The organism is uncultured Stenotrophomonas sp., from assembly GCF_963519125.1.
GTDB lineage: Bacteria > Pseudomonadota > Gammaproteobacteria > Xanthomonadales > Xanthomonadaceae > Stenotrophomonas.
In genome coordinates, this window is record NZ_CAUQLJ010000008.1 from 98,270 (window position 1) to 124,283 (window position 26,014).

Consider the following 26,014-nt stretch of genomic DNA (forward strand, 5'->3'; position numbering starts at 1 on the left):
GATTCAGACAGGGCGCGCAGGTTATGCTTCCGCGATGCTTTATCTTGCCTCCCGTTCCCCCCGACGAACCGATCTGCTGGCGCGCCTGGACCGACCGTTCCGCGCGCTGGACCTGGACGTGCCCGAAGTACGGGCCGCCGGTGAAACCGCCCAGGACTACGTGCGGCGCGTGGCCGTGGACAAGGCCCGCGCGGGCCTGGCCCTGGTCGCCGATGATCCCGATGCATGCGTGCTGGGCGCCGACACCGAAGTGGTGCTGGACGGGGAGGTGTTCGGCAAGCCGGTCGACGCCGCCGACGCCCGCGCGATGCTGCGCCGGCTGTCCGGCCGCACCCACCAGGTGATGACCGTGGTGGCGCTGGTCGCCGCCGGGGTCGAGCAGGTGGTGGTGGTGGTTTCGGAGGTCAGCTTCATCGCACTGGACGACGCGGCCATTGCCGCCTATGTCGCCAGCGGTGAGCCGATGGGCAAAGCGGGTGCCTACGCCATCCAGGGCGGGGCGGAGCGTTACATCCGCCATCTGGCGGGAAGCTATTCGGGCGTGATGGGCTTGCCCCTGCAGCAGACCGAACACCTGCTGCAGGCATTCGAATCGAACGGAGTCGCCCATGTCTGAAGAAATCCTGGTCAACGTCACCCCACGCGAGACCCGGGTGGCGGTCATTGAAAACGGCATGCTGCAGGAGCTGCACATCGAACGTGGCTGGCGCCGCGGGGTGGTCGGCAACATCTACAAGGGCAAGGTGCAACGGGTGATGCCGGGCATGCAGGCGGCCTTCGTCGAGGTCGGGCTGGAGCGCGCGGCGTTCCTGCACGCCAACGACGTGATCCGCCCGGCCCCGGTGGCCAGCCCCGATACCGAAGGCACCACGCTGCCACCGCCTTCCTCGGTACCGATCGTGGAGCTGCTGCGCGACGGCCAGGACATCGTGGTGCAGGTGGTCAAGGACCCGATCGGCACCAAGGGCGCCCGGCTCACCACCCAGATCAGCATTCCCTCGCGCTACATGGTGCTGCTGCCGCAGTCGAAGGTGGTCGGGGTGTCGGCGCGGATCGAGGATGAAGCCGAGCGTGCACGGCTCAAGACGCTGGTCACGGAACTGTCTGCCCAGCACGGCGGCTACGGCTACATCGTGCGTACCAATGCCGAGGGCCAGCCGGCCGAGGCCATTGCCGAGGACGTCGCTTACCTGTCACGGGTCTGGAACGTGGTCGAGCGCCGTGGTCGCGAGGCCGCGCCGCTGAGCGTGATCTATGAAGACCTGAGCCTGCCGTTGCGCTCGGTGCGCGACCTGATCCGCAAGGACGTGGACAAGGTCAAGGTGGACTCCAAGGAAACCTTTACCCAGCTGCAGGCGTTCGTGGCCAAGTACATGCCGGTGCTGGCCGAGAAGCTGGAGCTGTACAGCGGCGACCGGCCGATCTTCGACATGTTCGGGGTCGAGGATGAGATCGGCCGCGCGCTGGACAAGCAGGTGCCGCTCAAGTCCGGCGGCTACCTGGTGATCGACCAGACCGAGGCGATGACCACTATCGACGTCAACACCGGTTCGTTCCTGGGCCAGCGCAACCTGGAAGAAACGGTGTTCCGCACCAACCTGGAAGCGGCGCAGTCGGTGGCACGCCAGCTGCGGCTGCGCAATCTGGGCGGGATCATCATCATCGATTTCATCGACATGGACGATGCCGAACACCGCCGCCAGGTGCTGCGCACGCTGGAGAAGGCGCTGGCGCGCGACCATGCCAAGACCACGGTGTACGAGTTCTCGCCGCTGGGCCTGGTCGAAATGACCCGCAAGCGCACCGTGGAAAGCCTGGAGCGGCAGCTGTCCGAACCGTGCCCGGAGTGCAGCGGGCGCGGTTCGATCAAGACTGCCGAGACGGTTACCTACGAGATCTTCCGTGAGATCACCCGCGCGGTGCGGCAGTTCGACGCCGCGCGGCTGCTGGTGATCGCGTCGTCCAAGGTCGTGGCCCGGATCACCGACGAGGAATCGGCGGCGGTCGCGGAGCTGGAGGAATTCCTGGGCAAGTCGATCCGCTTCCAGGCCGACGAGCAGTACCTGCAGGAGCAGTTCGATGTCGTTCTGCTCTGAGTACCGATGAGCGCGCCGCTGCGCCTGCGACTGCGAAGGATTCGCCGCCATGCTGCCTATGCCATGGCGATCGTATTGGTCTGTGTGGCCCTGCTGGTGGGCAGCATCAGCCAGCTGCTGCCGCTGGCCGAGCGCCACCCTGACAAGGTGGCCGGCTGGCTGAGCGCGCGCGCCGGACAGCCGGTGGCGTTCGACCAGCTGCAGACCCGCTGGACCCGGCGCGGCCCGTTGCTGGCACTCAAGGGCCTGCGCATCGGTGCGGGCGAGGGCCTGCGCATCGGCGAGGCCGAGGTGCTGGTGTCGCTGTATTCCGGGCTGCTGCCCGGTCATTCGCTGACCGAACTGCGCCTGCGCGGGCTGGCCCTGGTCCTGCAGCGGGCCGAGGACGGCCGCTGGTCGGTGCAGGGGCTGCCGCAGCCGAAGGCCGGCGGCGATCCGCTGGAAACGCTGCGACGCCTGGGCGAGCTGCAGGTCATCGGCGGCCGCCTGCGGGTCGACGCGCCGTCGCTGAAGGTGCAGGCCGAGCTGCCGCGCATCGACCTGCGCCTGCGCGTGAACGGCGAGCGCGTCTCGGTCGGTGCGCGTGCCTGGGCCGACGTGAAGGCCGCGCCGCTCACAGCGGTGCTCGATTTTGATCGCGCCAAGGGCGACGGCCAGGCCTGGCTGGCCGCCGATCCAGCCGACTTCCGCGCCTGGTCGGCGCTGTTGACCTTCGGCGGGGTGTCGCTGCAGCAGGGCACCGGCACCTTCAACAGCTGGGTGGACCTGCGCGACCACCGCGTGGTGATGATCACCACCGACGCCGACCTGCAGGGCGTACAGCTGCGCGGCGCGACCCTGGCCGATGGCCAGCGCCCGGCGTTGCAGCTGGATACCTTGGAGCTGCGCGCGCGCTGGCGCTGGGTGCAGGGCGGCTGGCGCGCCGACGCGCCGCGACTGCGGATCGGCATGGACGGGCGGATGGAACAGCTGGATGGGTTGTTGATCGCCGGCGGTCAGCACCTGGCGCTGGCCGGCGACAACATCGACGCCACTGCTCTCCTGCGTGGGCTGGCCCTCACCGACCGCGTCGATCCGGGCCTGCGTGCCTGGCTGCACGACGCCGCGCCGCAGGTGCGGATGCGCCGCGTGCGGGTGGCCGGCGAGCGCGACGGTGCGCTGCGGTTCGAAGGCGACCTGGAGGACATCCAGTTTGCCGCAGCTGGCCATGCGCCGGGCCTGAGCGGGGTGGGCGGCCACTTCGACGGCGACGCCAATGGGTTCCGCCTTGACCTGCAGCCGTCCCGGGTGATGCATTTCGACTGGCCCACCGGCTTTGGCGTACGCCACGACGTGCGCCTGGCCGGCAGCATGGTCGGCTGGCGCGATAAAGGCGGTGGCTGGCGCGTCGGCACGCCCGCGTTGCGCGTGCAGGGCACCGACTACGCCGCCGACGTGCGCGGTGCAGTGTGGTTCCAGGGCAATGGCACGCGCCCCTGGCTGCAGCTGGCGGCCAAGCTGGACGACGTGCCGATGACCGCGGCCAAGCGGTTCTGGATCCATTCCAAGATGAGCAAAGGCGCCACCGACTGGCTCGATGCAGCGCTGGTAGGCGGCTACGTGCGAGGCGGCGTGGGCCTGGTGACCGGCGATCTGGAAGACTGGCCGTTCGACAGGAACAACGGCCGTTTCGAAGCCAGCGGACGTATCGACGACGGCACCATCCGCTTCCAGCACGACTGGCCGACCATGAACAAGGTCGATGGCGATATCGCCTTCATCGGCCCGGGGTTCGAGATGCATGGGCGCGGCGACCTGGCCGGGGTGGCGGTGGACCATTTCGATGCCGGCATTGCCGATTTCGGACCGTCCGCGTTGACGGTGAAGGCGACCACCCGCAGCGATGTCGGTGCGTTGCTGGCCATGCTCAAACAGAGCCCACTGCACGCGACGTATGCCGATTCGCTCGACAACCTGACCGCCAAGGGTCCGGCCGCCGTTACTTTCGACCTGCTGCAGCCGCTGCACCACGACCAGGGCCCCGGCCACCTGCAGGGCACTGTCGAGCTGGATGGCGCCACGCTGTCGGACAAGCGTTTCGACCTGACGTTCGATGCCATGCGCGGGCTGGCGAAATACAGCCGCGAGGGCTTTGGCGCTGAAGCCCTCGCGGTGCGCCACCTGGGCCAGGACGGCCAGTTGAGCCTGCGTGCCGGTGGCTATGTGCGCGACCCGCAGCAGGCGTTCGAAGCTGAGCTGGGCGCAGCGCTGGACGCCGGCCTGCTGCTGGACCGCGCGCCGGAACTGGGCTGGCTCAAGCCTTACATCCAGGGCACTTCGCGCTGGACCATCGGGGTCACCCTGCCGAAGGTGGCGCCGGGTGCCAAAGTGGAAGCGCCGACGATGCTGCGCCTGCATTCGGATCTGGTCGGTACGCGGCTGGACCTGCCAGCGCCGCTGGACAAGCCGGCCGACACCCCGCTGGCCACGTCGGTCACCGCGCAGCTGCCGATGGGCGCCGGGCGGGTGGACGTAGCGTTCGGCCAGCGCCTGGCGCTGGCGGCGCGTACGCACAACAACCAGACCGGCGTGCAGGTCACGCTGGGCAGCGGCACGGTCGACCGCGAACCGCCGGCCAGCGGACTGGTCGTCAACGGTCAGAGCGGCTCGCTGGATGCGCTGGATTGGATCGCGCTGGCGCGTTCTCCCGGCGGCACGCCCGATGCCGATCCGATGCCGCTGCGCCAGGTCGACGTGCAGGTCGGGCAGCTGCTGCTGGCCGGGGGCGTGTTCCCGCAGACCCGGCTGCAGTTGAAGCCCGCCAGTGGGGGTGTCGACGTGCGCCTGGACGGCCCGTCGCTGTCCGGCAACCTGAGCGTGCCCAGTGCCGACGGCGCGCCGATCGTCGGCAGGCTGGACCGCGTGCACTGGCAGTCGCCGCCGTCGCCGGTGAAGGCGCCGGGCGACGGCGCGCCGATCCTGCTGCCGGCCGATGCCACGCTGCCGGCACGGGTGCAGGCCAGTGCCAACGACACCAACCCGGCAAAGATTCCGCCGCTGTCACTGGACGTGGCCGACCTGCAGTTCGGCAAGGCACGGCTGGGCCAGGCCGTGCTGCGCACGCGCCCGTTCGGCAATGGCCTCAGCGTGGACAAGCTGCAGTTCCGCGCGCCGAAGCAGGCCATCGACATCCAGGGGCGTTGGCTGGGCATGGGCGCGGCGGCCAGCACCCATGTCGAGGTCAAGGTGGACAGCGAAGACCTGGGCGGACTGATGCAGAACCTGGATTACGGCGGCCAGTTGCGCGGTGGGCAGGGCCAGATCACCCTTGACGCGGGTTGGCAGGGCGGTCCGTCGGACTTCCAGCTGGGCGCGCTGCAGGGCCGGATGGAGGTCCACGCGCGCAATGGCCAGCTGCTGGAACTGGAGCCCGGCGCCGGCCGCGTGTTGGGCCTGCTCAGCGTGACCCAGCTGCCGCGCCGGCTGATGTTCGACTTCCGCGACTTCTTCTCCAAGGGCTTTGCCTTCAACCAGGTCGGCGGCACGCTGGCGTTCGCCGACGGCATGGCCACCACCGACAAGGTGCTGATCGAGGGCCCGGCCGCCAACATCAGCATCCGCGGCCGCACCGACCTGCGTCGCCAGCAGTTCGACCAGACCATCGACGTCAATCCGCGTGCCGGCAACCTGCTCACGGTGGTCGGTGCGGTGGCCGGCGGGCCGGTCGGCGCTGCGGTTGGCGCGGCGGCCAATGCGGTGCTGTCCAAGCCGTTGGGCGAGATCGGCGCCAAGACCTACCGCGTGACCGGCCCGTGGGCCGAGCCCAAGGTCGACGTGATCGACCGCGACGATGTGCCGAAACCGGCCGCACCGGCGCCGGTGGCGCGTTGACCTCCTTTTTCCCGCGCCCGGGTTGCACTCCCGCCCGGCGCCCATAGATCAAGACCATGACTGAAAACGCACTCACCCTTGCCCAAGACCGCCTGCTGCTGCCTGCGGGCCTCGACGCCGGTGGCCTGGAACGCACGTTCGGCACCCTGCTGGGGCCGGGCATCGATTTTGGCGACCTGTACTTCCAGCACGCCCGCCGCGAGAGCTGGAGCGTGGAAGACGGCATCGTCAAGGACGGCGCGCATTCCATCGAGCAGGGCGTAGGCGTGCGGGCGATTTCCGGCGAGAAGACCGGTTTCGCCTACTCCGACGACATCCATGCCGATGCGCTGCGGGTGGCGGCGCAATCGGCACGTGCGATCTCGCGCGAAGGTGGTGCCCAGACCGGGCGCTCGCTGCTGCGTGGCAACGCGCGCGCGCTTTACCCGGCGCTGGACCCGATCGACGGCATCGGCAACGAGGCCAAGGTCGAGGTGCTCAAGCGCCTGGACGGCTACCTGCGTGCCGCCGACCCGCGCGTGAAGCAGGTGATGGTCAGCCTGTCCGGCGGCGTCGATACGGTGCTGATCGCCCGCAGCGACGGTGTGCTGGGCGCTGACGTGCGCCCGCTGGTGCGCCTGAACGTGCAGGTGATCGTCGAGCACAACGGCCGTCGCGAGTCCGGCTATGCCGGTGGCGGTGGCCGTTACGGATATGAGGAACTGTTCGCGGACGGCCGCCCGGAAGCCTTTGCCCGTGAGGCGCTGCGCCAGGCGCTGGTGAATCTTGAGGCGGTACCGGCACCGGCCGGCGTGATGCCGGTGGTACTGGGCCCGGGCTGGCCCGGCGTGCTGCTGCATGAAGCGGTCGGCCATGGCCTGGAGGGCGACTTCAACCGCAAGGGCACCAGCGTCTACGCGGGGCGCATCGGCGAGCGCGTTGCCGCCCCGGGCGTGACGATCGTCGATGACGGCACGCTGGATGGACGTCGTGGTTCGTTGAACATCGACGATGAGGGCCACCCTAGCCAGTGCACCACGCTGATCGAGGACGGCATCCTGGTCGGCTACATGCAGGACAGCCTCAACGCACGGCTGATGGGCATGGCGCCGACCGGCAACGGCCGCCGCGAATCGTTCGCGCACCTGACCATGCCGCGCATGACCAATACTTACATGCGTGCCGGCCAGCATGACCCGCAGGAAATGATCCGTTCGGTGAAGAAGGGCCTGTACGCGGTCAACTTCGGCGGCGGCCAGGTCGACATCACCAGTGGCAAGTACGTGTTCTCGGCCACCGAGGCCTACCTGATCGAGGATGGCCGCATCACCACACCGGTGAAGGGCGCGACCCTGATCGGCAACGGTCCGGAAACCATGCAGAAGGTGCGCATGGTCGGCAACGACCTGGCCCTGGACGAGGGCGTGGGCATCTGCGGCAAGGATGGGCAGAGCGTGCCCGTGGGTGTCGGCCAGCCCTCGCTGTTGATCGAGGGCATCACCGTCGGCGGTACCCAGGCCTGAGCCGGGCGATGGCCAGCGCCACCGCCCCGACCGGCGCGGACTCAGCCCTCGTCGGCCTCGTCGGTCTCGACGTGGCCAGCGTCTTCGCCGCTGGCCTTCAGGCCCAGCGCCGCCGGCAGCATCAGCGCGCGCAGCACCTGGTAGATCTCGCGGTAGGCGCGCGGCGGCTTGTTCTTCGCCTTCTCGGCCTGCGCGTTGCGCACCAGCGTGCGCAGCTGCTGGCGGTCGGCCTGCGGGTATTCTTCCAGCAGGGTCGACAGCGCCGTGTCGCCGTCCTTGAGCAGGCGCTCGCGCCAGTCTTCGGCGCGGTGCAGGGCGGCCACTTCGCGGCGCGAGGTTTCGCTGTTCACATCCAGCGCGTCGCGGATCGCGTCAAGCGTGGCCTCGTCTTCGCGGCGCATGTGCTTGGCCAGGAACGCCAGCTGGCGCTTGTGGGCGATATGCGCGGTGATCCGCTTGGCCTCGGCGATATGCGGCAGCAGGTCTTCCGGCACCGGAACGCGGGCCAGCTGGGCCGGGGTCAGCGAGACCAGCTTCTCACCCAGGGCCAGCACGTCCAGCGCGTCGCGCCGGTTCTGGCTGCGGCTGATATCAAGGAATTCACCGGTTTCTTCGTCGCGTCCGCGCATCGTCTTCTTTCCACATCCAGAACTGTGCCCGGCGTTGCGCCCGGCACTCACCCGTACAGGATAAAGCATTGAACGTGATCTCCCCTGAAGCCGCCGCCGCCGACGACAGCCTGCAACGGCTGGAACAGCTGGCCGACATCTCCCAGCAGCTGCTGGACCGGGCCCGGGCGCTGGGCGCCAGCCAGGCCGAGGTGAGCTGCAGCGAAGAGCGCGGGCTGGACGTGAATGTGCGCCTGGGCGAGGTCGAGACGGTGGAATCCACCCGCGACCGCGGCATTGCCGTGACCGTGTATTTCGGCCAGCGCAAGGGCAGTGCCAGCACCGCCGACCTGCAGCCGGCCAGCCTGGAGGCCACCGTGGCCCAGGCATGTGCGATCGCCCGCCACACCGAGGACGACGCGGCCGCCGGCCTGGCCGACCCGGCGCTGATGGCCCGCGAGTTCCCGGACCTGGACAGCTGGCACCCCTGGGCCCTGCAGGCCGACCAGGCGGTGGACCTGGCGCTGGCCTGTGAAACGGCCGGGCGCGGCGCGGACCCGCGCATCAGCAATTCCGATGGCGCTTCAGCGGCCACCGCGACCAGTCTGTCGGTGTACGCGAACTCGCATGGGTTCATCGGCCGCGACCGCAGCAGCCACCATTCGGTCGGCTGCGCGCTGATCGCCGGGCAGGGCGACGGCATGCAGCGCGACGGCTGGTACAGCAGCGCGCTGGCCCGCGAGGACCTTGAGGATGCTGCCTCGATCGGCCGCCGCGCGGCCGAGCGCACCGTGGCGCGCCTGCAGCCGCGCTCGATGGCCACCGCACAGATGCCGGTGCTGTACTCCCCGGAAGTGGCGCGCTCGTTGATCGGCCACCTGCTCGGCGCGGTCTCGGGCGGGGCGCTCTACCGCCGCGCCAGCTTCCTGCTCGACAGCGTGGGTACGCAGCTGTTCCCGGACTGGTTCGCGGTGGACGAGCGTCCGCTGCTGAAGCGCGGGCTGCGCTCGACCGCTTTCGACGGCGACGGCGTGGCCACCCGCGATTCTGCGCTCATCGAAGGCGGCATCCTGCAGCGCTACGTACTGGGCAGCTATTCAGCGCGCAAGCTCGGCCTGGTCACCACCGGCAACGCCGGCGGCGTGCACAACCTGCTGGTACGGGCCAATGCCGGCGACCTTGCCTCGATGGCGCGCCAGATGGGCAACGGCCTGCTGGTCACCGAGCTGATGGGGCAGGGCGTGAACGGCGTGACCGGCGACTACTCGCGCGGCGCCGGCGGTTTCCGGGTCGAGAACGGCGAAATCCAGTACCCGGTGGACGGCATCACCATCGCCGGCAACCTCAAGGACATGTTCGCCGCCATCGAAGCGGTGGGCAGTGACGTCGACCGCCGTTCGCACGTGCAGGTCGGCTCGATCCTGGTCGGGCGGATGACGGTAGCCGGTAACGATTGACGGTAGCTATTAACGGTAACTATTGCCGTATCCTGTTCCAGCTGCCTTGGCAGGCGGGGAGCCTGCCACGCACCACCCACACACTGGATAAGGAGTTTCACGTGAGCGAATTCGACAACGTCACCGCCCCGCCGCCGCCGCCGACCAGCGTCGGCCCTGTTCCCAGCGACCAGCGCACCATGGCACTGGCCGCGCACCTGCTCGGCATCTTCACCTGGTTCATCGGCCCGTTGATCATCTGGCTGATCAGCAAGGACGACAGCAGCAAGGGCTTCGTCACCGACCAGGCCAAGGAAGCGCTGAACTTCCAGATCACCATCACCCTGGCGATGATCATCTGCTTCATCCTGATGATCATCATCATCGGCGGCCTGCTGGCCCCGCTGGTCGGCATCCTCAACATCGTGTTCTGCATCATCGCCGCAGTGAAGGCCAACAACGGCGAAGCGTACCGCTACCCGTTCACCCTGCGCCTGGTGAAGTAAGCCACACGTAGTGGTGGAAACAAAAAACGCCCGGCAATGCCGGGCGTTTTTTTTTGGTTTCAACGAATCACCGACCCGCAAGCCCACCCCCGCCGGCCCAAGCCAGGCGAGAACGGAAGACCAAGGCTGTTGGCGCGATCAAAAATTTCGCTCGACCGCCAATCTACCGAGCGCACGCAACGCATCCGCGCGCTCGTCATACCCGGCCAGGCTGTCACGCATGCGCTCACTCAGCGCCGCCAGCTCCGCCTTCGCTCCATCCATCCCGAGCAACGCCGGGAACGTCGACTTGGCCTGCGCCTGGTCCTTGCCGGCGGTCTTGCCCAGCTGTTCCGAACTGGCCTCCACATCCAGGATGTCATCGCGCACCTGGAACGCCAGGCCCAACGCATCGGCGAACGCGTCCAGCTGCCGCAGATCGGCCTCTGGGGCTTCACCACACAACGCACCCATGCGCACCGCTGCGCGGATCAGTGCACCGGTCTTCAACGCATGCATGCGCTGCAGGTCGCCCAGCGGCTGCGCGTGGCCGGTGGCGTCGATGTCCAGCGCCTGGCCACCGCACATGCCGGCCGCGCCCGACGCATGGCTCAACGCCTGCAGGCAGTGCACCCGCAGCAACGCCGGCAGCGGCGCGTCGGCCAGCAGGCCGAACGCGCGCGTCTGCAGCGCATCGCCGGCCAGGATCGCGGCGGCTTCATCGAAGGCGATATGCGTGGTCGGGCGGCCGCGACGCATCGCGTCGTCGTCCATCGCCGGCAGGTCGTCATGCACCAGCGAATAGGCGTGGATCAGTTCCACCGCCATCGCCGGCGCATCCAGCGCGGCCTCGTCGGCACCGAAGATCTGCCCGCTCGCGTACACCAGCAGCGGCCGCATGCGCTTGCCGCCACCCAGCACCGAATACCGCATCGCCTGGTGCAGGCGCTGCGGGGCCAGGTCGGGGGAGGGCAGGCTGGCGTCGAGCTGGCTTTCGATGCGGTCGCGCCAACGCGCGAACGTGGACTCAACCGTCATGGCTGGGCGGGTCGAACGGCTCGGCAGTTTCCGGGCGGGCGGGATCGCTGAGCAGGCGCACGCGCAGCTCGGCCTGTTCCAGCGCCTGCTGGCACTGGCGGTACAGCCCGACCCCGCGCTCGTAGGCGCTGAGCGACTGTTCCAGGCTCATTTCGCCGGTTTCCATCTTCTCGACCAGCTGCTCCAGTTCTTCCAGCGAATGCTCGAAGTGGGCGACCGGGGAGGCGTCAGTGGGGGATTTCTTGGCCATGCGGCAAGTGTGATGCGCCAGCCCCGGGGGGTCAATTCACGCCGCGCCCGGTGTCCAGCGCAACTGCGCGTTGTGTTCATCCAGCCATTGCTGCAACGGAGCGCCGATCACCCGGTCGCCGGCCGCGACCAAGGTGTCCCCGGCATACAGCAGGGGCAGCTGGCGGCGTTGCCACGGCGGCAGCCCGCTTCGCTGCAGCAGGTCCTTCAGTGCATGCGAATGGCTGCGACCGGGCAGCTGGATGCGCTCGCCACCCCGGCGCGCACTGACCTGTACCGGCTCAGCCAATCGCGCGCTGCCCAGTAGTTCCAGTTCGCCCCCGTCGGGCAGTGCCAGCGGGCTGCTGCCTTCCCAGTGCACGCTCCAGTCCAGCGGCAGCGCCAACGACATTGGCAGCAGGTACAGGTGGCCGCGCCAACGGCGGATGCGCACACCCTGCCAGGCAAACTGCGCGTCGGCGTCATGCGCGGCAGGCAGCAGCTCGCGTTCGATCACCTGCACCCCCGCCGCCGGCAGTGGTGGTTGACCGGCGCTGCGCACCCAGTGGCGCAGCAGTCGCGCACGCCGTTCGCGCGGTTGCCGTTGCAGGCGCGCGCAGTCGAGCACGCCGGATGAGACCATGCAGCGACGCAGCGTGTCGTGGTCTGACGCGTCCAGCAGGCGTTGCGCCTGCGCGCTGAGTTCGGCACTGCGCGCGAACGCCGCATCGGCCTGCGGCCAGCGCTGCTGCAGCAAGGGCAGTACGTGCAGGCGCAGGAAGTTGCGGTCGGCCGCATCACTGGCGTTGCTGGGGTCTTCGATCCAGTGCAGCCCGTGCGCCTGCGCATGCGCGCGCAGGTCGCTGCGCGGGTGCTGCAGCAGCGGACGCCAGATTGAGCCGGCCGCGAAGGGCGCATGCGCGCGGATCGCGGCCAGCCCGTCCACGCCGGATCCCCGCAGCGCACGCAGCAGGAAGGTTTCCGCCTGGTCGTCGCGATGGTGGGCCAAGGCCAGGTGTTCGCCATCGCGCAGCACCCGCGCGAACGCCTCGCGGCGGACATGGCGTGCGGCTGCTTCGAGGCCTTCACCGCTGTCGCGCGGCACGTCTACGCGGACCACCCGCAGGGGGATGCCCCAGTCCGCGCAGACCGCCTCGCAGTGCGCCGCCCAGCGGTCGGCGTCGGCCTGCAGGCCGTGGTGGACGTGGACGGCGTGCAGCCCGGCCGCACACTGGGCAGGCGACTGCGCCAGCCAGTGCAGCAGCACGGTCGAATCCAGCCCCCCGCTGAAGCCGACCAGCACCGGCGCGGGAAGGTCGGGGGCGGGGGGCAGGGGGCTGATCGGGGCGATTGGGTCAGGCACGTTTGGAGTATCGGCTTTGACGCATTTCACCGCCATCGGAATTGTTGCGGACGTGGCTGGCCGGGCAGAGCCCGGCGCTACCTCGCTGCGATCATTCCGCCTTGCGTTCGAACGCCTTCGGCGTGGGCAATTCCACCGGCACGCCCTTGGCGTCGCAGGTGCCGGCCTGGCACAGGCGCTCGCGTAGGCGCGGGGTAGCCTGCACGATCATGTGGTAGATCGTGTTCTGCTCCATGGTCCCGCGCACCGCCTTGCTGCCCGGGCCACGGGCCCAGATGCCGACGTCCTCGCCCCCGTGGCTTTCGCTCTTCATCGGTACCAGCGCTTCCTGCATGTAGTCCGGGTGCTCGGTGTCGACGTGGGTCAGGTCCGGGCGACCCTTGACCGGGTCGAAGCTGCTCGGGCCGTGCGGAAAGGTCTTGGGGCCGGCCGGCTGCTGGTTGGTGGCGCCGGTGAAGCCCGGGCCATTGGCATAGCTGAGGGTGGTGTAGGGCAGGCCGGTGCCGTCGCGGGCTAGGTCCAGTGCCCCGGCGCCGTCTTCGCCGCCCTTGTCCTTGACCTTGCCCAGGATCGGATTGCCACGCGCCGGGTAGCCGACGAAGTTCAACGTGTGCGAATGGTCGGCGGTGACGATGATCAGGGTGTCCTGGTCGGAGGTCGCCTCCACCGCCGCGCGCACCGCGTCAGACAGCGCCACGGTGTCGCTGAGCGCACGATAGGCGTTGCCGCTGTGGTTGGCGTGGTCGATGCGCGCGCCTTCCACCATCAGCACGTAGCCTTCCTGGTGGCGCGAGAGGTTGGCGATGGCGGCCTTGGTCAGCTCGGCCAGGCTCGGCTCACCGGACGGGTCGTCCTTGCGCTCGATCTCGTAGCGCATGTGGTCCGGCTCGAACAGGCCCAGCAGCGCCGGCGCATTGGCTGCCGCCTTCAGCTGTTCGGCGTTCCACACATACGCGCCCTGCGGGTGCGCCTGCTTCCACTCGCTGACCAGGCTGCGGCCGTCCAGGCGCAGGCCCACCTTGTCGTCGTACTCCGGGTCGGTCTCTTCCACGGTGGTGAACTGCGCACGGCCACCGCCGAGCGCGACCAGCGGACCCTGGCCGTAGCGCGAGGTGGACAGCAACTGCTGGGCGATGTCCTGGCAGCCGGCCGCCTTGGCGGCTTCCGGCAGGTCGGTGTCGTTTTCCCAGTTGCGCTCGGGCGAATGCGCATAGGTAGCCGCCGGTGTGGCATGGGTCAGGCGCGCAGTGGAGACCATGCCGGTCGCCATGCCGGCGCTGTCGGCCAGCTGCAGCCAGGTCAGCAGGCCCTTGTCGAGGCTGTCTGCGCAGTCGCTGCGGGTGCCCGCGCTGACCCCGATCGCGCCCATGTGGGTCTTCACGCCGGTGGTGATGGCGGTCATGGTGCCGGCCGAGTCGGGCGTCTGCGAATCGGTGTTGTAGGTCTTGCTGAACGCGGTGGCCGGGAAGCGCTCCCACGACAGCAGGTTCTCTTCACCCGGATTGCCGTTGCGCTGGCCTTCGAAGATGCGCGCGGCCGCCACGGTGGTCAGGCTCATGCCGTCGCCCAGGAACAGGATCACGTTCTTCGCGCGACCGTCCATCGCGCCGCTGCCGGCAGCGCGGGCGGCACCGCTGCGGTACCACCACTGCGGGGTCTCACCGGCCGGGTGAGCCACCGTCGGTACATCGACCTGAACGGTGCCGGTGGCGCGGGAGGAAGAGGCGGGAGTGGCGCAGGCGCCGAGCAGCAGGGTGGTGGCGACGGCCGCCAGCAAAGGGGTGGAACGGGGCATGGACGCGCGGATCTCATGAATGAAACGGGCATTCATTATGCCCAACGCCGCAAGGCACGCCGATGACACGCTGATTCCCCCTGTACGCCTCGTTCCGGAAGGCCTCTTGGGCTAAGGTGATCTGCTGTATCACTCTCTTCCTGGAATGCTCATGACGCTGGTATCTGCCTGGCTGCGGATCCCGTTCTGGCAGCGTGTACTCGGCGGTTTCGTGCTGGGCGCGCTGGCCGGTTGGCTGCTGGGTCCTGCGGCCGAGGTCTGGTTCGGCCCGCTGGGCGACCTGTACGTGACCCTGATCAAGATGATCGCGGTGCCGCTGGTGTTCTTCGCGGTGATCAACGCGATCTCCTCGCTGCACGGCCAGAAGTCGGTGGCCGCGCTGGGCGGGCGCACCTTCCTGTGGTTCATCATCACCGCGGCACTGGCGGTGGGCATCGGCCTGCTGGTGGGCACGGTGATGCAGCCGGGATCCGGCGCGCTCAGCCTGAGCATGGACCACGGCTACACCCCGCGCGAAGTGCCGAGCGTGGTCAAGGTGTTGATGGACGTGGTGCCGTCCAACGTGTTCTACGCGCTGACCGGTATCGGCACCCGGGTCAACGCGGCGGGCGAGACCGTGCTGGCTGCGGGCCGCGGCTCGATCCTGCCGGTGATCTTCTTCGCCGGCCTGCTCGGCTTTGCCATGGTCAAGCTGGGCGACAAGGTCGCCGAGGCGCGCAAGCTGACCGGGCAGATGAGCGACATCATGATCCAGGTCACCCGCTTCGTGCTGGAGATGACTCCCCTGGGTACCTTCGGCCTGATCGCCGGGCTGGTCGGCAGCTATGGTTTCGAGAAGCTGCTGCCGCTCGGCAACTTCGTGCTGGCGCTGTATGTGGCCTGCGCGCTGCACATCTTGCTGGTCTACGGCAGCCTGCTGCTGGTGCATGGGCTGAACCCGCTGAAGTTCTTCCGTGGCGCCGCGCCGGGCATGCAGGTCGCGTTCGTGAGTTCGTCCAGCTTTGCCGCTATGCCGGCGGCGATGCGGTCGATCACCCACAACCTGGGTGTCAACAAGGACTACGCCTCGTTCGCGGTGCCGCTCGGTGCCAGCATCAAGATGGACGGCTGCGGCGCGATCTATCCGGCGCTGTGCGCGGTGTTCATCGCGCAGTACACCGGCGTGCCGCTCACCCCCGAGCAGTACGTGGTGGTGCTGATCGCCTCGGTACTGGGCAGCTTCGGCACCGCCGGCGTGCCGGGCACGGCGGTGGTGATGGCCACGGTGGTGCTGAGCGCAGCCAACCTGCCGCTGGAGACCATTGGCTACCTGTACGCGATCGACCGCATCCTGGACATGATGCGCACCATGACCAACGTGACCGGCCAGATGCTGGTGCCGGTGCTGGTGGCGAAGGAAACCGGGCTGCTCGACCGCGAGGTGTATGACAACCCCTCGACCAACCTGGGCGTGGACGAAGGCGACGAACCGGCGGCACGCTGAGTTTCTTCGACGCTGCTGCACTGACGGGCCGGCCATGCCGGCCCGTTTTCATTGTGCTGACTGTGTACTGTGACAGCTGTATCGCCGGGTGTAACAGCACTGATACACCCAACTGTGAAGCAAGTGTTATCAAGGTTCTCGCCAATGCGGGTCGTGTTCATGTGATGTGAACATCGACGCCGGTGTAACACCTGCGTTCCAGGCACGGCGCCGGACGGTGCGCAAAGGCCCATGAAACGGGCCTTTCGAAGTTGGCACGATTGCTGCTCCATCCCTCCCGCATCTTGACGGGAGGTCGCAATGGACAGCGTTCGCGTATCAGGCAAGGCAACCACGATGGCATGGCTGGTGGCAGCAGCGGTGCTGTTGGTGCCGGCAGCGGTACAGGCGTCGGGCGCCCGCCAGGGCGTGAAGGCGCAACCGGGCGAAATGGTGCTGTTGCGTGATGTCTCCGCACGGCCGGCCTACCGGCCCGCGCCCCCGGGCGTGGCGTTGATCGCCGACCCGTCCCCGCGCCGCGAAGTGGACGGCGCGCTGGGTACCTCCAGCGGCATGGACGAACTGAGCGACGACGATTACGCCTCGCTCGGCTCCAACGCCGGCATCGCATCGAGCCACCACCAGACCACGGTCGAACGGGTCACTACCGGTACGGTCAACAACACGCTGGGTCGCGCCACCACCAGTGGCGTGCTCTCCGGCAACACGCTCGGCCGCGCCATCGGCGGCCCGATGGGCGCGGTGGGCAATACCACCCGCGGCATCGGCGACCAGGTACGCGGCGCACTGGCCCAGTTCCCGCTGGGCCAGCCTGCAGGTGGGACCGGCAAATGAAACGCGCACCGGTTCTGCTGTTGCTGGGCATGCTGTCCGCACTGCCACTGCCGCTGTTCGCGCAGCAGGCCGATGACTACGCGGGCATGCTCGGCTACCTCAACCACACCCGACTGGACGGCCGTGCGCTGAGCAACGCCGATGGTGCGGTGACGGTCAACATGGCCGCCGGTGACCTCAACCTGCAGGGCAACCTGATGGGCATTGCCAGCGGCGACAACGCGCAGGTGCAGATCGACGCGCGCCAACTGCATTCCAACAACCGGGTGCGCGCCAATGGCGCACTCGACGCCAGCGCCAGCATCGGCGGACAGGCACTCAGCGGCGCCCGCGGCGTCGCCATGATCAACCAGGCCAGCGGCATCGGCAACGCGACGCTCAACATCGTCACGGCCACGCTGGCGCAACAGGGCATACGCGAGACGAACGACGAGGCCCTGGCCGCGTCGGGGGCACTCGCGTCAGCAGGGGGGCAGGGCACCGCAGCACGCGGTGGTTCCGCCGGTACCCGCAGTGTCGCCGTGGAGGACACCGCACTGCAGGGATTCGACGGCGTTCTGCAACTCAATCAAATCGCGGGTTCCGGAAACATCACCGCCAACCAGTTGGGCATATCGGTGCAGTCCACCCCGTGATCTGTTTCATCCACCCGATTGATCCGTGAAGAGAGAGGGCATCATGAACACCATGAACAAGACGGTACTGGCGCTGGCCATCGCTGTAGCGGCTACCGCATCTGCTTCCGCTCAGGACAACCAGAACGCGAGCGCTTTCATCAACCACATCCACAACGTGTGGGAAACGCGCACCAACCTCAACACCAACGCCAACACCAACCTCAACACCGACGTCGACACCAACATCGACACCAACATTGATACCGACGTTGATACCAACATCAACACCGATATCAACACCGCCATCGATACCGACATCGATACCAACATCCGCAACGACTGGGATTCGCGTACCCGCGTACGCAACAACAGCACCACCAATACCAACACCGACACCAACACCCGCACCACCACCAAGAGCTATAGCGACACCAGCGACGTCAATCACACCCGCAATGTGACCGTGAATGAGAACGTCGAGAAGAACAGCAACATCCAGGCCGACGAGCGCAAGGAAAAGAACAACCACGGCGTCGACGTGAACCTGGAATCGGACCTGCAGGTGGGTGCGGACGTCCAGTTCCGCGGCCGTCCGACCGTGTCGGGTGACCTGGAAGTCGACTCGGCGGCGATCGCCATCATCGACAACCGCCAGTCGGTCACCGACAACCACGGCGACAACGAGCTGTTGGACAACAACTCCTCGATCAGCGAGAACACCGCGCAGGACGCCTCGGGCAACCTGGGCTTCAACACCGCCGCCGGTGACAACAACGCCCAGGACAACGCCGCCGCGCTGTCCGCCGCCGATGCCTCGTTCACCTTCGGCATGTCCGACGCCCAGGTGTACGTGAACCAGTACGGCGCGGGCAACCGCACCTACAACGACGGCGTGGCCAACAACTCCAGCCTCAGCGGCAATGCCTTCCGCGGCGCGACCGGCAACATTGGCGTGAACAGCGCGGCCGGCAACAACAACGAGCAGAAGAACGCGCTGGCGGCGTCGGTCTCGACCGCGCGCATGGCCACTGCGAGCATCAGCTCGAACCAGGTGTCCACCGACAACACCGTGTCCAACGAGGGCTACACCAAGGCCATGCGTGACACCACCCAGGTCACCCTGCGTGGCACGGTCCGTGGCGGCACGGCAGCCATCGGCGTCGGCGGCTATCGCGGCGAAGGTGCGGCTTACCAGCAGTCCAATCTGTATGCGGACAGCTGGGAAGGCGAGCGTCACTCCGGCGGCGACTCCACCGGGCACATCGACTACGACAACCAGACCCAGGGCGCGGTACAGAACCCGAACCGCGAAGGCGTGGGCGGCTTTGCCTTCGACACCGAAGAGCAGGGCGTCCTGGCCTACGGCGAAGTCGGCTATGCCGATCTGCACGCAAGCCTGAGCGGTACCGTCTCGTCCACCCAGTGGATTGTCCAGAAGGCCGAAAACAACGCCTCGCTGTCCGGTGACGCCTTCCGTGGCGCCAGCGGCAACATCGGCGTGAACGTTGCGGCCGGCACCGGCAACCTGCAGGCCAACAGCCTGGCCTTGGCCGTGGCCCAGCCGTCCACCGGCGGCGGCACCCCGGGCGGCGGTGGCGGCGAGTAACTGTCCGTTTTCGCAGGCAACACGCGTTGAGCGCAACAAGCCCGGTCATCCGCCAATGGCCGGGTTCCCCCGGGAGCCCCTGTCCCATCCTCCCCCTTTGGGGCAGGGGCTCCTTCCTCAGCTTCCGGAGCCTTCGCCGATGTGGTCGACCCGAGCCCTTTGCTGCCTGATGTCGCTGCTGCTGTTGCCTGCAGGCGCTGCACGCGCCGGTGACGTGGCCTTCAGCGGCGTGCTGCCCAACGGCGCGGTGTTCACCCAGAAGGTGGAGAGCATGCAGGAACGGCGCTTCCGCAACATGGTGCGCCAACACACCGATTACAGCTGCGGCGCGGCCGCACTGGCCACGATCCTGCGTTACGCCTACCACCTGGACGCGGACGAAGGCACGGTGATCGAAGGCATGATGGGGGTCTCCGACCCCGAACTGGTCCACCAGCGTGGTTTCTCGCTGCTGGACATCAAGCGGTACGTGGAATCCCTGGGCATGCGCGGGCGCGGTTACCGCGTCGACGAGAACCGCCTGCGTTCAATGCGCATCCCCGGACTGGTGTTGATGGATGTACGCGGTTTCCGCCACTTCGTGGTCCTCAAGCAGGTCCGTGACGACGTGGTGGACGTGGCCGACCCGATCCTGGGCAACCGCAGCATCCCCCTCAACGAATTTCTCGAGTCATGGCCGTCGCGCGCCGTGTTCGTCGTGATCGGTAGCGATTTCGACCGCAACACCGTGCTGCTGCAGCCCGGCGAACGGCCCAGCGCACGTTCGCTGTATGCCCGGCAGGGGCCGATCACCGACGCGGAACTGGTCGACTTCGGTTTTGCCCACGCCGATCTGTTCTAGGAGGCAACATGAACATCGCACCATGGACGCCCGCTGCACTGCTGCTTGCCCTGGCAGGCATCTCCCCGACCTACGCGGCCAACGCCGCCGACGCGCCGAAGGCAGAGCAGGGGCGCCCCGGCAAGGGATTGAACGAGATCCCCGATCCGGAACTCAATCTGATGCGCGGCCGCTACACGGTCAACGGCAACTCCGTGGCCTGGTTCGGCGTGACCATGATTTCGCAGTGGCAGGCCGGCAACCAGTCGGCGCAGGCCGCGCTGACCCTGGGGATGGACTTCCGCAACAGCACCAGCACCCCGAAGGTCACGTTTGCTCCCAGCGTCACTGTCACCGCGGCCGACGCCCCGATGCCGGTTACGCCGGGACGCAACGTCGACTCCAGCGGCCTGCAGAACGTAGCGGGCCTCAACCAGAGCGTGCAGGTTGCCGGCGACAGCAACGTGGCCAGCAACTCGACTCAGTTGAACGTGCGTGACGGCAGTGCGCCGCCCGCTACCGAAACGCCCGCAGCGCAGCCGGCGGTCGCGCAGGCGGCCACGCAGGAGGCCACGGTCCAGCAGCCCGCTGCACAGCCGGCGAGTGTCGAGCAGGTTGCCGCACAGCAGGCGCCCGCCCAACAGGCAACCGCGCAGCAGGGCGGCGTCAGCGCCGTGGCCCAGCAGGACGGCAACAGCGCCAGCGTGAAGCTGGACATCCAGGGCGTGGGCCAGGTCCAGCAGTGGATCCGCAACGGCAGCGTCGGACAGAGCATCGCGATCAGCAGCGACGGACAGGCGGTCCGCAACCGCATGCAGATCGACCTGGTCCGGCAGACGCTGGCCAGTGGTGCATCGTTGAAACAGAACGTAGCCCAGGCGATGAACCTGGTGCGCGGTGTTGGCATGGGGCCCGGCCAGTAACCCTGGCCGGTGGGGGAACGACACAGAACTCAGGGCAGGGACATGCACACCTCGATACGTAGAACCCCGCTGGCGCTGGCGGCGCTGGCACTGATGGCATCGGCCAGCGCAGGCGCGCAGAACGCCCCGGCCACGCCGACCGACGAAGCCGACGTCAAGGCACTCATCCAGCAACTGGAACTGCTCAAGGCCAACTACGCCCAGGAAGTGCGCAGGCTGCGCGAACTGGACATGCAGGTGCAGGCCATGCAGGCCCGCCTGAGCGGCAAGACCGCGCCGCTGGCCGGCGCCGCGCCCGCCGCGCCGCAGCCGTCCAGCGCGCCGGCCGCACCGCCCAGCGGTGACGGCTATGCCAGCACCGCCTCCGAAGCACAGGAGGCCAAACAGGCCTCACGGCGCAGCGTCGACGACGTCAAACAGCAGACCTCCACGCTGTTCACCCGTCGCTTCACCCTGGAAAACAGCCTCACCTACGCGCGGTACGACCGCAAGCAGCTCACCCTCAACGGCTTCCTCGCGCTCGACGCGATCTTCCTGGGCAACATCGCCATCGAAAACGTCGAGTCCGACACCCTGACGTACAACCTTGCCGCCCGCTGGGGCCTCACCCCGCGCCTGGCATTGAACCTCGACGTTCCCTACCTGGCCCGCAAGACCGTGTTCCAGAAGGGCGGCGCCGGCGGCGCGGCCGCGGCCATCGCCCAGGAAGAAACCACCGGCAACGGCATTGGCGACGTCAGCGTCAGCGCGAACTACAAGCTTTTCTCCGAACAGGGGCGCTGGCCCGAAACCGTGCTGACCGTGGGCGCTACCGCACCCACCGGCCGCGAGCCCTACGGGCTGGACTGGAAGGTGTTGCAGCGCGACGACGACGACTTCATCCGCTTCGCGGTTCCCGCCGAACAGCCCACCGGCAACGGCGTCTGGCAGGCCAACGTCGGCCTCTCCGCCGTCAAGACCGCCGACCCGGCGATCCTGTTCGCCAACATCGGCTACATCCACTCTTTCGAACGCAGCTTCGACGACCTCGACGCCAACCCCGACACCATCAACCCGGGCGATGTGAAGCTGGGCGGCTCGTACTACTTCGGTGCAGGTGTGGCGTTCGCCTTCAACGAACGCACCAGCCTGAGTATTTCCTTCAGCGACAAGCTCAGCGCACGCGCATCCACCCGGTTCCAGGGCGGGCAGTGGGTGAAGATCGTGGGGAGCGATGCGAATGCAGCGACGTTGAATCTGGGCATTACGTATGCGTTGAACCAGAGGACGACGCTGGTGAGTTTGCTGGGGATTGGGCTGACGCCGGATGCGCCAGATTTCACGTTGGCGTTCAAGGTTCCTTACATGCTGTGAGCTGACACGCGTGGCGTGTCACTACGCGGTTGCCGACATCCCCCGACGTTACCGACGTTACCGAGGAGCCGGGCAGAGCCCGGCTCTACCGCGTTTGAATGACTGACCGACGCGCTATCGGAGGGTCGGCGGGGGTGGGTTTGTGGGGGAATGAGCCGCATGGATGCGGCGACTTAGCCCCCATGGATGGGTTTACGGCGTCCCCCACAAACCCACCCCCGCCGGCCCAAGCCAGGCGGACCCCGACGAGTAGGGCTTTTGCTTTCAACGCAACTCAGGCAGAGCCAACTGGTGCTTGCGGCACAGCCGATAAACCGTAACGCGAGAAACCTGCATGGTCCGAGCACACGCCGTAATGTTGAACGCGTTGTCGCGCAGGGCCTGCAACAACGCATCCCGCTCCGCCGCCTGGCGTGCGTCGTGCAGCATCCGCTGCGGCATCTCCACCTGCGGCGGCAGCAGCTCCAGATCGGCCACGCTGATCAGTTCCGCCTCGCTCACGATCGCCGCGCGCTGCACCCGGTTCAACAGCTCGCGCACATTGCCCGGCCAGTTGAAACGCTGCAGCGCCCGCGCCGCCTCCGTGCTGAACCCCCGCGCCCGCGTCACATGCCGGCGGCGGAAGCTCGCCAGGAAATGCTCCGCCAGCAACAGGATGTCCGTCCCGCGCTCACGCAGCGGCGGCATCGGCAGACGCAGCACATTGAGCCGGTAGAACAGATCGCGGCGGAACTGCCCGCGCTCCACCGCCAGCTCCAGGTCCACATGCGTCGCCGCCACAACCCGTACATCCACCGACACCGGATGGTTGCTGCCCACCCGCTCGATCGTGCCCTCCTGCAGCACCCGCAGCAGATTGGTCTGCGCGTCCAGCGGCAGGTCCCCGATCTCGTCCAGGAACACCGTCCCGCCCGTCGCCGTCTCGAACAATCCCAGGCGCCGCGTCGCCGCTCCCGTGAAGGCCCCGCGCTCGTGCCCGAACAGTTCCGACTGCACCAATGCCGCCGGAATCGCACCGCAGTTCACCGCCAGGAACGGACGCCCATGGCGCGGCGACAGCGCATGCAGCGCCTGCGCCGCCAGCTCCTTGCCCGTACCCGTTTCCCCGGTGATCAGCACCGGCAGCTCCACCGGCGCGAACTTGCGCAGCGCCGCCCGTGCCACCTGCAGGACCGCGCTGTCGCCCACCAGCGCCTGCGCACCGGCAGACTGCCCCGCCGCATCGCCATCGGCCAGCTGCTGCAGCCGCAGCACCAGCCCGGTTACGTCCAGCGGCGCCGTCCAGGTCTCCACGCAGCAGGCCACCAGCGCCTGCAGCACCGTATCGGCCGGCAGTAGACCGGCCGGCAGGATCGCCAGCAGCCGCATGTGCCGATGCTGCTCCAGCAGGCCCTGCAGATGATCAAGGTTACGGGGGGGCGCGCCGCGCAGGTCCAGCAACCCGACCACCAGGTCGTTGCTGCGCATGCCGATCGACACGCACTGGTCGCTCGCGACCCCGCGGACCTGCCAACCTTCCGCTGCAAGGGCGGCCCGCTCGGCCGCGTGGGGGTGCCCAAACCAGATTACACACCGGGCCGGAAATTCAGGGACTGCCGCCATGCGTCACCTTTGAGGAAAACATCCCGGGCGGTGTCTACTGGTCGGCGCGCCCCGGCGGGCCGCCCCCCACCGGGATCAACAGACCCTGCCGACCCCGGCCGGGACTGGTCGCGTGCAAAGCGATTTGCTCGAACGACAGTAGGGACAACGCCGGTTGCCGCCCACACCGGCCACCGGCGGCCCCAACGAAAAAGGCCGCTGCAGGGCAGCGGCCTTCACGGCAGGCGGGTCAGTCGGGTCGGCTCAGAGCTCGACGCGGCGGGCCTGCATGAACTTGCCGCCCCAGTAGCCCGAGACCAGGCTGTCCACGCGGACGTCCTTGCCGGTGCTGGGGGCGTGCAGGAAGCGGCCTTCGCCCACGTAGATGCCGACGTGGTCGACCCGGCCCTTGCGGCCGAAGAACACCAGGTCGCCCGCGGCCAGCGCGTTGCGGTCATTGATCAGCTGCGCTTCGCCATCGTGGGCCATTTCGCGCGACACACGCGGCAGCTCGATGCCCAGCGCGGTCTTGAACACATAGCCCACCAGGCCGCTGCAGTCGAAACCGCTGTCCGGCGACGTGCCGCCCCAGCGGTACGGCGTGCCCAGCAGGGTCATCGCGCGGCGCAGCAGCGACTGGACCTTGCCGTTGTCGGCCTCACCGCCGACCACGGCGCCGTTGGCGCCGGTGCTGGCATCGTAGTTGGCCAGCAGGCGGCTCAGGTCGCCGGCGAACATCGCCGAGCGGTCCATCAGCGGAATGGTGTCGTTGGCGGCCAGGTGCGGCAGCAGGGCGGCGAGGGTGGCGCTGGCAGCGGCATCGGCCTTGCTGCGGGCCGGCGCTTCAGCCTTCGGCTTGGCGGCGGAGGGTGCTTCGGCGACGGCGGCAACGGCAACCGGCACGGCATCGACGACGGTCGTCGGTGCGGTCTGGGCCCAGGCCGGAACACTGGCCAGGCAGAGGGCGAAAGCGAGAAGAGCGGGGCGGGCAGTGCGCCGGAAAGTGGCGGTCTGGCCTTGGCACGTCAGGTCGGCTGTCGTCACGCGGCGGTCACTGAATAAAAACGATGGGTGATGATGCCGTGTAAGTCGTGTGATTTGGTACAAATTCCGTTAAATGTTCGTTAAGAACAACGTGATTCAAGTCACATTTTTACACCTTTGCCCCATTCATTTCAGTGAAGTACGCGTTTCGCTCCCGTGTAGTGCTGCTTCCAGTACGTCCCGGCCAGCGAGTCCAGCCGCACCGTTCCGCCGGTGCTCGGCGCGTGGACGAAGCGACCTTCACCTACATAGATGCCGACGTGGAACACGTTGCCGCGGTCGCCGAAGAACACCAGGTCGCCCGGTGCCAGCCGCTGCGGGTCGATTTTCGGGCCCTGCACGGCGGCCAGGTCGCGCGACGTGCGCGGAAGCTTCAGGTCGAGCATTTCCCGGTACACATAAGCGACCAGCCCGCTGCAGTCGAAGCCCGACTCCGGCGTGTTGCCACCGTAGCGGTAGGGCGTGCCGACCAGTCCGATCGCGCGTATCAGCACGGCATTGGCCGCCTGCGGATCGTTCGGTATCACCGTCGGCCAGGCCTGGGTGGAGGCCGTCGGCGCGCTCGGGCGGGTGGTCCTGCCACCGCCGCAGGCGGCCAGCAGGGCCAGGCAGAGCAGGGCGGCAACCCGGGCGAACGGGCCGATCAGGCGCGGAACTGGCGTCATGTGCGTGATGTCCGGATAATGCGCGACCTCAGAAGGCCGTCATGATGGCGGCGTATCCGGCGGGCGACAACCCGTCCCACCCGTCTGCCCTGGCAGCCTCAGAACAAGAGTTCCCGCATGAAGATCGAAAAAGACCGCGTCGTCCGCTTCCACTACACCGTTGCCGAGCAGGGCCAGGAGCCGATCGAAAGCTCGAAGGACCGTGACCCGCTGGCGATCCTGATCGGCCACGGCAACATCATTCCGGGCCTGGAAAACGCCATGATGGACAAGGAAGCCGGCGCGACCTTCGAGGTCGACGTCAAGGCGGCCGATGCCTATGGCGAGCGCCGCGAAGGCCTGACCCAGCGCGTGCCCAAGAAGCACTTCGGCAACACCAAGCTGATCCCGGGCGCCCAGGTCGTGCTGCAGACCAACTTCGGCCCGCGCGCAGTGACGGTGCAGAAGGTCGGCATGAGCGTGGTCGACGTCGACCTGAACCATCCGATGGCCGGCAAGGACCTGCACTTCTCGGTGGAGATCGTGGATGTCCGCGAAGCCAGCCCGGAAGAAATCGAGCACGGCCACGTGCACGGCGACGGCGGCCACCAGCACTGAGTGCAGGCTACCGCGTAAGACCGACGGCCCGCTTCGGCGGGTCGTTGCGTGTCTGCCCCATACTGTCCGC

22 protein-coding genes are annotated in these 26,014 nt (G+C 67.9%); 14 read left to right on the top strand and 8 right to left on the bottom strand.

Features of this window, described 5'->3' with window-relative positions:
* The first annotated feature begins 34 nt into the window (after positions 1-34).
* Genes RYM47_RS08785 through tldD form a run of 4 tightly spaced genes read left to right on the top strand, consistent with a single transcriptional unit; the run spans position 35 to position 7,468 of the window.
* Positions 35-616: a Maf-like protein gene (locus tag RYM47_RS08785; RefSeq protein WP_315387266.1), complete on the top strand. Its 582-nt coding sequence runs from the start codon at positions 35-37 to the stop codon at positions 614-616.
* Positions 609-2,096 (top strand): ribonuclease G, encoded by a 1,488-nt coding sequence (gene rng / locus RYM47_RS08790; RefSeq protein WP_315387268.1) that lies wholly within the window; start codon positions 609-611, stop codon positions 2,094-2,096. Before RYM47_RS08785 ends, rng begins: the two co-directional genes overlap by 8 nt.
* Before the next feature lie 6 nt (positions 2,097-2,102).
* Positions 2,103-5,966 (top strand): YhdP family protein, encoded by a 3,864-nt coding sequence (locus RYM47_RS08795; protein ID WP_315387270.1) that lies wholly within the window; start codon positions 2,103-2,105, stop codon positions 5,964-5,966.
* A gap of 56 nt (positions 5,967-6,022) precedes the next feature.
* Positions 6,023-7,468 carry a metalloprotease TldD gene (gene tldD / locus RYM47_RS08800; protein WP_315387272.1) on the top strand — a complete coding sequence of 482 codons (1,446 nt, stop codon included), beginning with the start codon at positions 6,023-6,025 and terminating at the stop codon, positions 7,466-7,468.
* Positions 7,469-7,509: 41 nt separating this feature from the next.
* Here the strand turns inward: tldD and yjgA are convergent, their stop codons facing one another.
* Entirely contained in the window at positions 7,510-8,097 is a 588-nt protein-coding gene (gene yjgA / locus RYM47_RS08805; protein WP_315387273.1) for a ribosome biogenesis factor YjgA, read from the bottom strand.
* A 68-nt stretch (positions 8,098-8,165) separates the two neighbouring features.
* Here yjgA and pmbA point away from each other — a divergent pair, with 68 nt between their 5' ends.
* Together pmbA and RYM47_RS08815 are read left to right on the top strand one after the other, a co-directional pair.
* On the top strand, positions 8,166-9,533 hold the full coding sequence (gene pmbA, locus RYM47_RS08810; RefSeq protein WP_315387274.1) for a metalloprotease PmbA: 1,368 nt from the start codon (positions 8,166-8,168) through the stop codon (positions 9,531-9,533).
* 101 nt (positions 9,534-9,634) lie between these two features.
* On the top strand, positions 9,635-10,018 hold the full coding sequence (locus tag RYM47_RS08815; protein ID WP_102944482.1) for a DUF4870 domain-containing protein: 384 nt from the start codon (positions 9,635-9,637) through the stop codon (positions 10,016-10,018).
* 138 nt (positions 10,019-10,156) lie between these two features.
* Here RYM47_RS08815 and RYM47_RS08820 read toward each other — a convergent pair whose 3' ends face one another.
* From RYM47_RS08820 to RYM47_RS08835, 4 genes are all read right to left on the bottom strand, one after another.
* Positions 10,157-11,035, bottom strand: a complete 879-nt coding sequence (locus tag RYM47_RS08820; RefSeq protein WP_315387275.1) for a farnesyl diphosphate synthase — start codon at positions 11,033-11,035, stop codon at positions 10,157-10,159.
* The gene (locus RYM47_RS08825; protein WP_102944484.1) at positions 11,025-11,285 is read right to left on the bottom strand and encodes an exodeoxyribonuclease VII small subunit; all 261 of its coding nucleotides are present in this window, start codon (positions 11,283-11,285) and stop codon (positions 11,025-11,027) included. Before RYM47_RS08825 ends, RYM47_RS08820 begins: the two co-directional genes overlap by 11 nt.
* Positions 11,286-11,321: 36 nt before the next feature.
* Positions 11,322-12,614: a tRNA lysidine(34) synthetase TilS gene (gene tilS / locus RYM47_RS08830; RefSeq protein ID WP_315387381.1), complete on the bottom strand. Its 1,293-nt coding sequence runs from the start codon at positions 12,612-12,614 to the stop codon at positions 11,322-11,324.
* Between the two features lie 103 nt (positions 12,615-12,717).
* The gene (locus tag RYM47_RS08835) at positions 12,718-14,421 is read right to left on the bottom strand and encodes an alkaline phosphatase (RefSeq protein ID WP_315387277.1); all 1,704 of its coding nucleotides are present in this window, start codon (positions 14,419-14,421) and stop codon (positions 12,718-12,720) included.
* A gap of 151 nt (positions 14,422-14,572) precedes the next feature.
* Between RYM47_RS08835 and RYM47_RS08840 the strand changes: the two genes are divergently transcribed.
* From RYM47_RS08840 to RYM47_RS08870, 7 genes are all read left to right on the top strand, one after another.
* Positions 14,573-15,904, top strand: a complete 1,332-nt coding sequence (locus RYM47_RS08840) for a dicarboxylate/amino acid:cation symporter (protein WP_315387279.1) — start codon at positions 14,573-14,575, stop codon at positions 15,902-15,904.
* A 336-nt stretch (positions 15,905-16,240) separates the two neighbouring features.
* On the top strand, positions 16,241-16,738 hold the full coding sequence (locus tag RYM47_RS08845; protein WP_315387382.1) for a hypothetical protein: 498 nt from the start codon (positions 16,241-16,243) through the stop codon (positions 16,736-16,738).
* The gene (locus RYM47_RS08850; RefSeq protein ID WP_315387281.1) at positions 16,735-17,373 is read left to right on the top strand and encodes a hypothetical protein; all 639 of its coding nucleotides are present in this window, start codon (positions 16,735-16,737) and stop codon (positions 17,371-17,373) included. Before RYM47_RS08845 ends, RYM47_RS08850 begins: the two co-directional genes overlap by 4 nt.
* A 43-nt stretch (positions 17,374-17,416) precedes the next feature.
* The gene (locus RYM47_RS08855) at positions 17,417-18,961 is read left to right on the top strand and encodes an adhesin (RefSeq protein WP_315387283.1); all 1,545 of its coding nucleotides are present in this window, start codon (positions 17,417-17,419) and stop codon (positions 18,959-18,961) included.
* 139 nt (positions 18,962-19,100) lie between these two features.
* The gene (locus RYM47_RS08860; RefSeq protein ID WP_315387285.1) at positions 19,101-19,802 is read left to right on the top strand and encodes a C39 family peptidase; all 702 of its coding nucleotides are present in this window, start codon (positions 19,101-19,103) and stop codon (positions 19,800-19,802) included.
* 8 nt (positions 19,803-19,810) lie between these two features.
* Positions 19,811-20,704, top strand: coding sequence for a hypothetical protein (locus RYM47_RS08865; protein WP_315387287.1), 894 nt, complete (start codon positions 19,811-19,813; stop codon positions 20,702-20,704).
* 42 nt (positions 20,705-20,746) lie between these two features.
* Positions 20,747-22,057: a transporter gene (locus tag RYM47_RS08870; RefSeq protein ID WP_315387288.1), complete on the top strand. Its 1,311-nt coding sequence runs from the start codon at positions 20,747-20,749 to the stop codon at positions 22,055-22,057.
* A 264-nt stretch (positions 22,058-22,321) separates the two neighbouring features.
* Here the strand turns inward: RYM47_RS08870 and RYM47_RS08875 are convergent, their stop codons facing one another.
* The 3 genes from RYM47_RS08875 to RYM47_RS08885 form a co-directional block, all read right to left on the bottom strand.
* Positions 22,322-23,659 (bottom strand): sigma-54 dependent transcriptional regulator, encoded by a 1,338-nt coding sequence (locus RYM47_RS08875; RefSeq protein WP_315387290.1) that lies wholly within the window; start codon positions 23,657-23,659, stop codon positions 22,322-22,324.
* A 243-nt stretch (positions 23,660-23,902) separates the two neighbouring features.
* Complete coding sequence (locus RYM47_RS08880; RefSeq protein WP_315387383.1) at positions 23,903-24,667, bottom strand: C40 family peptidase; 765 nt, start codon at positions 24,665-24,667, stop codon at positions 23,903-23,905.
* Between the two features lie 146 nt (positions 24,668-24,813).
* A complete protein-coding gene (locus RYM47_RS08885; protein WP_315387292.1) occupies positions 24,814-25,347 on the bottom strand; it encodes a C40 family peptidase in 534 nt (177 codons plus the stop codon).
* Positions 25,348-25,464: 117 nt separating this feature from the next.
* On the opposite strand from RYM47_RS08885, the gene RYM47_RS08890 reads away from it, so the two are divergent.
* A complete protein-coding gene (locus RYM47_RS08890; protein ID WP_315387294.1) occupies positions 25,465-25,944 on the top strand; it encodes a peptidylprolyl isomerase in 480 nt (159 codons plus the stop codon).
* The last annotated feature ends 70 nt before the right edge of the window (positions 25,945-26,014 follow it).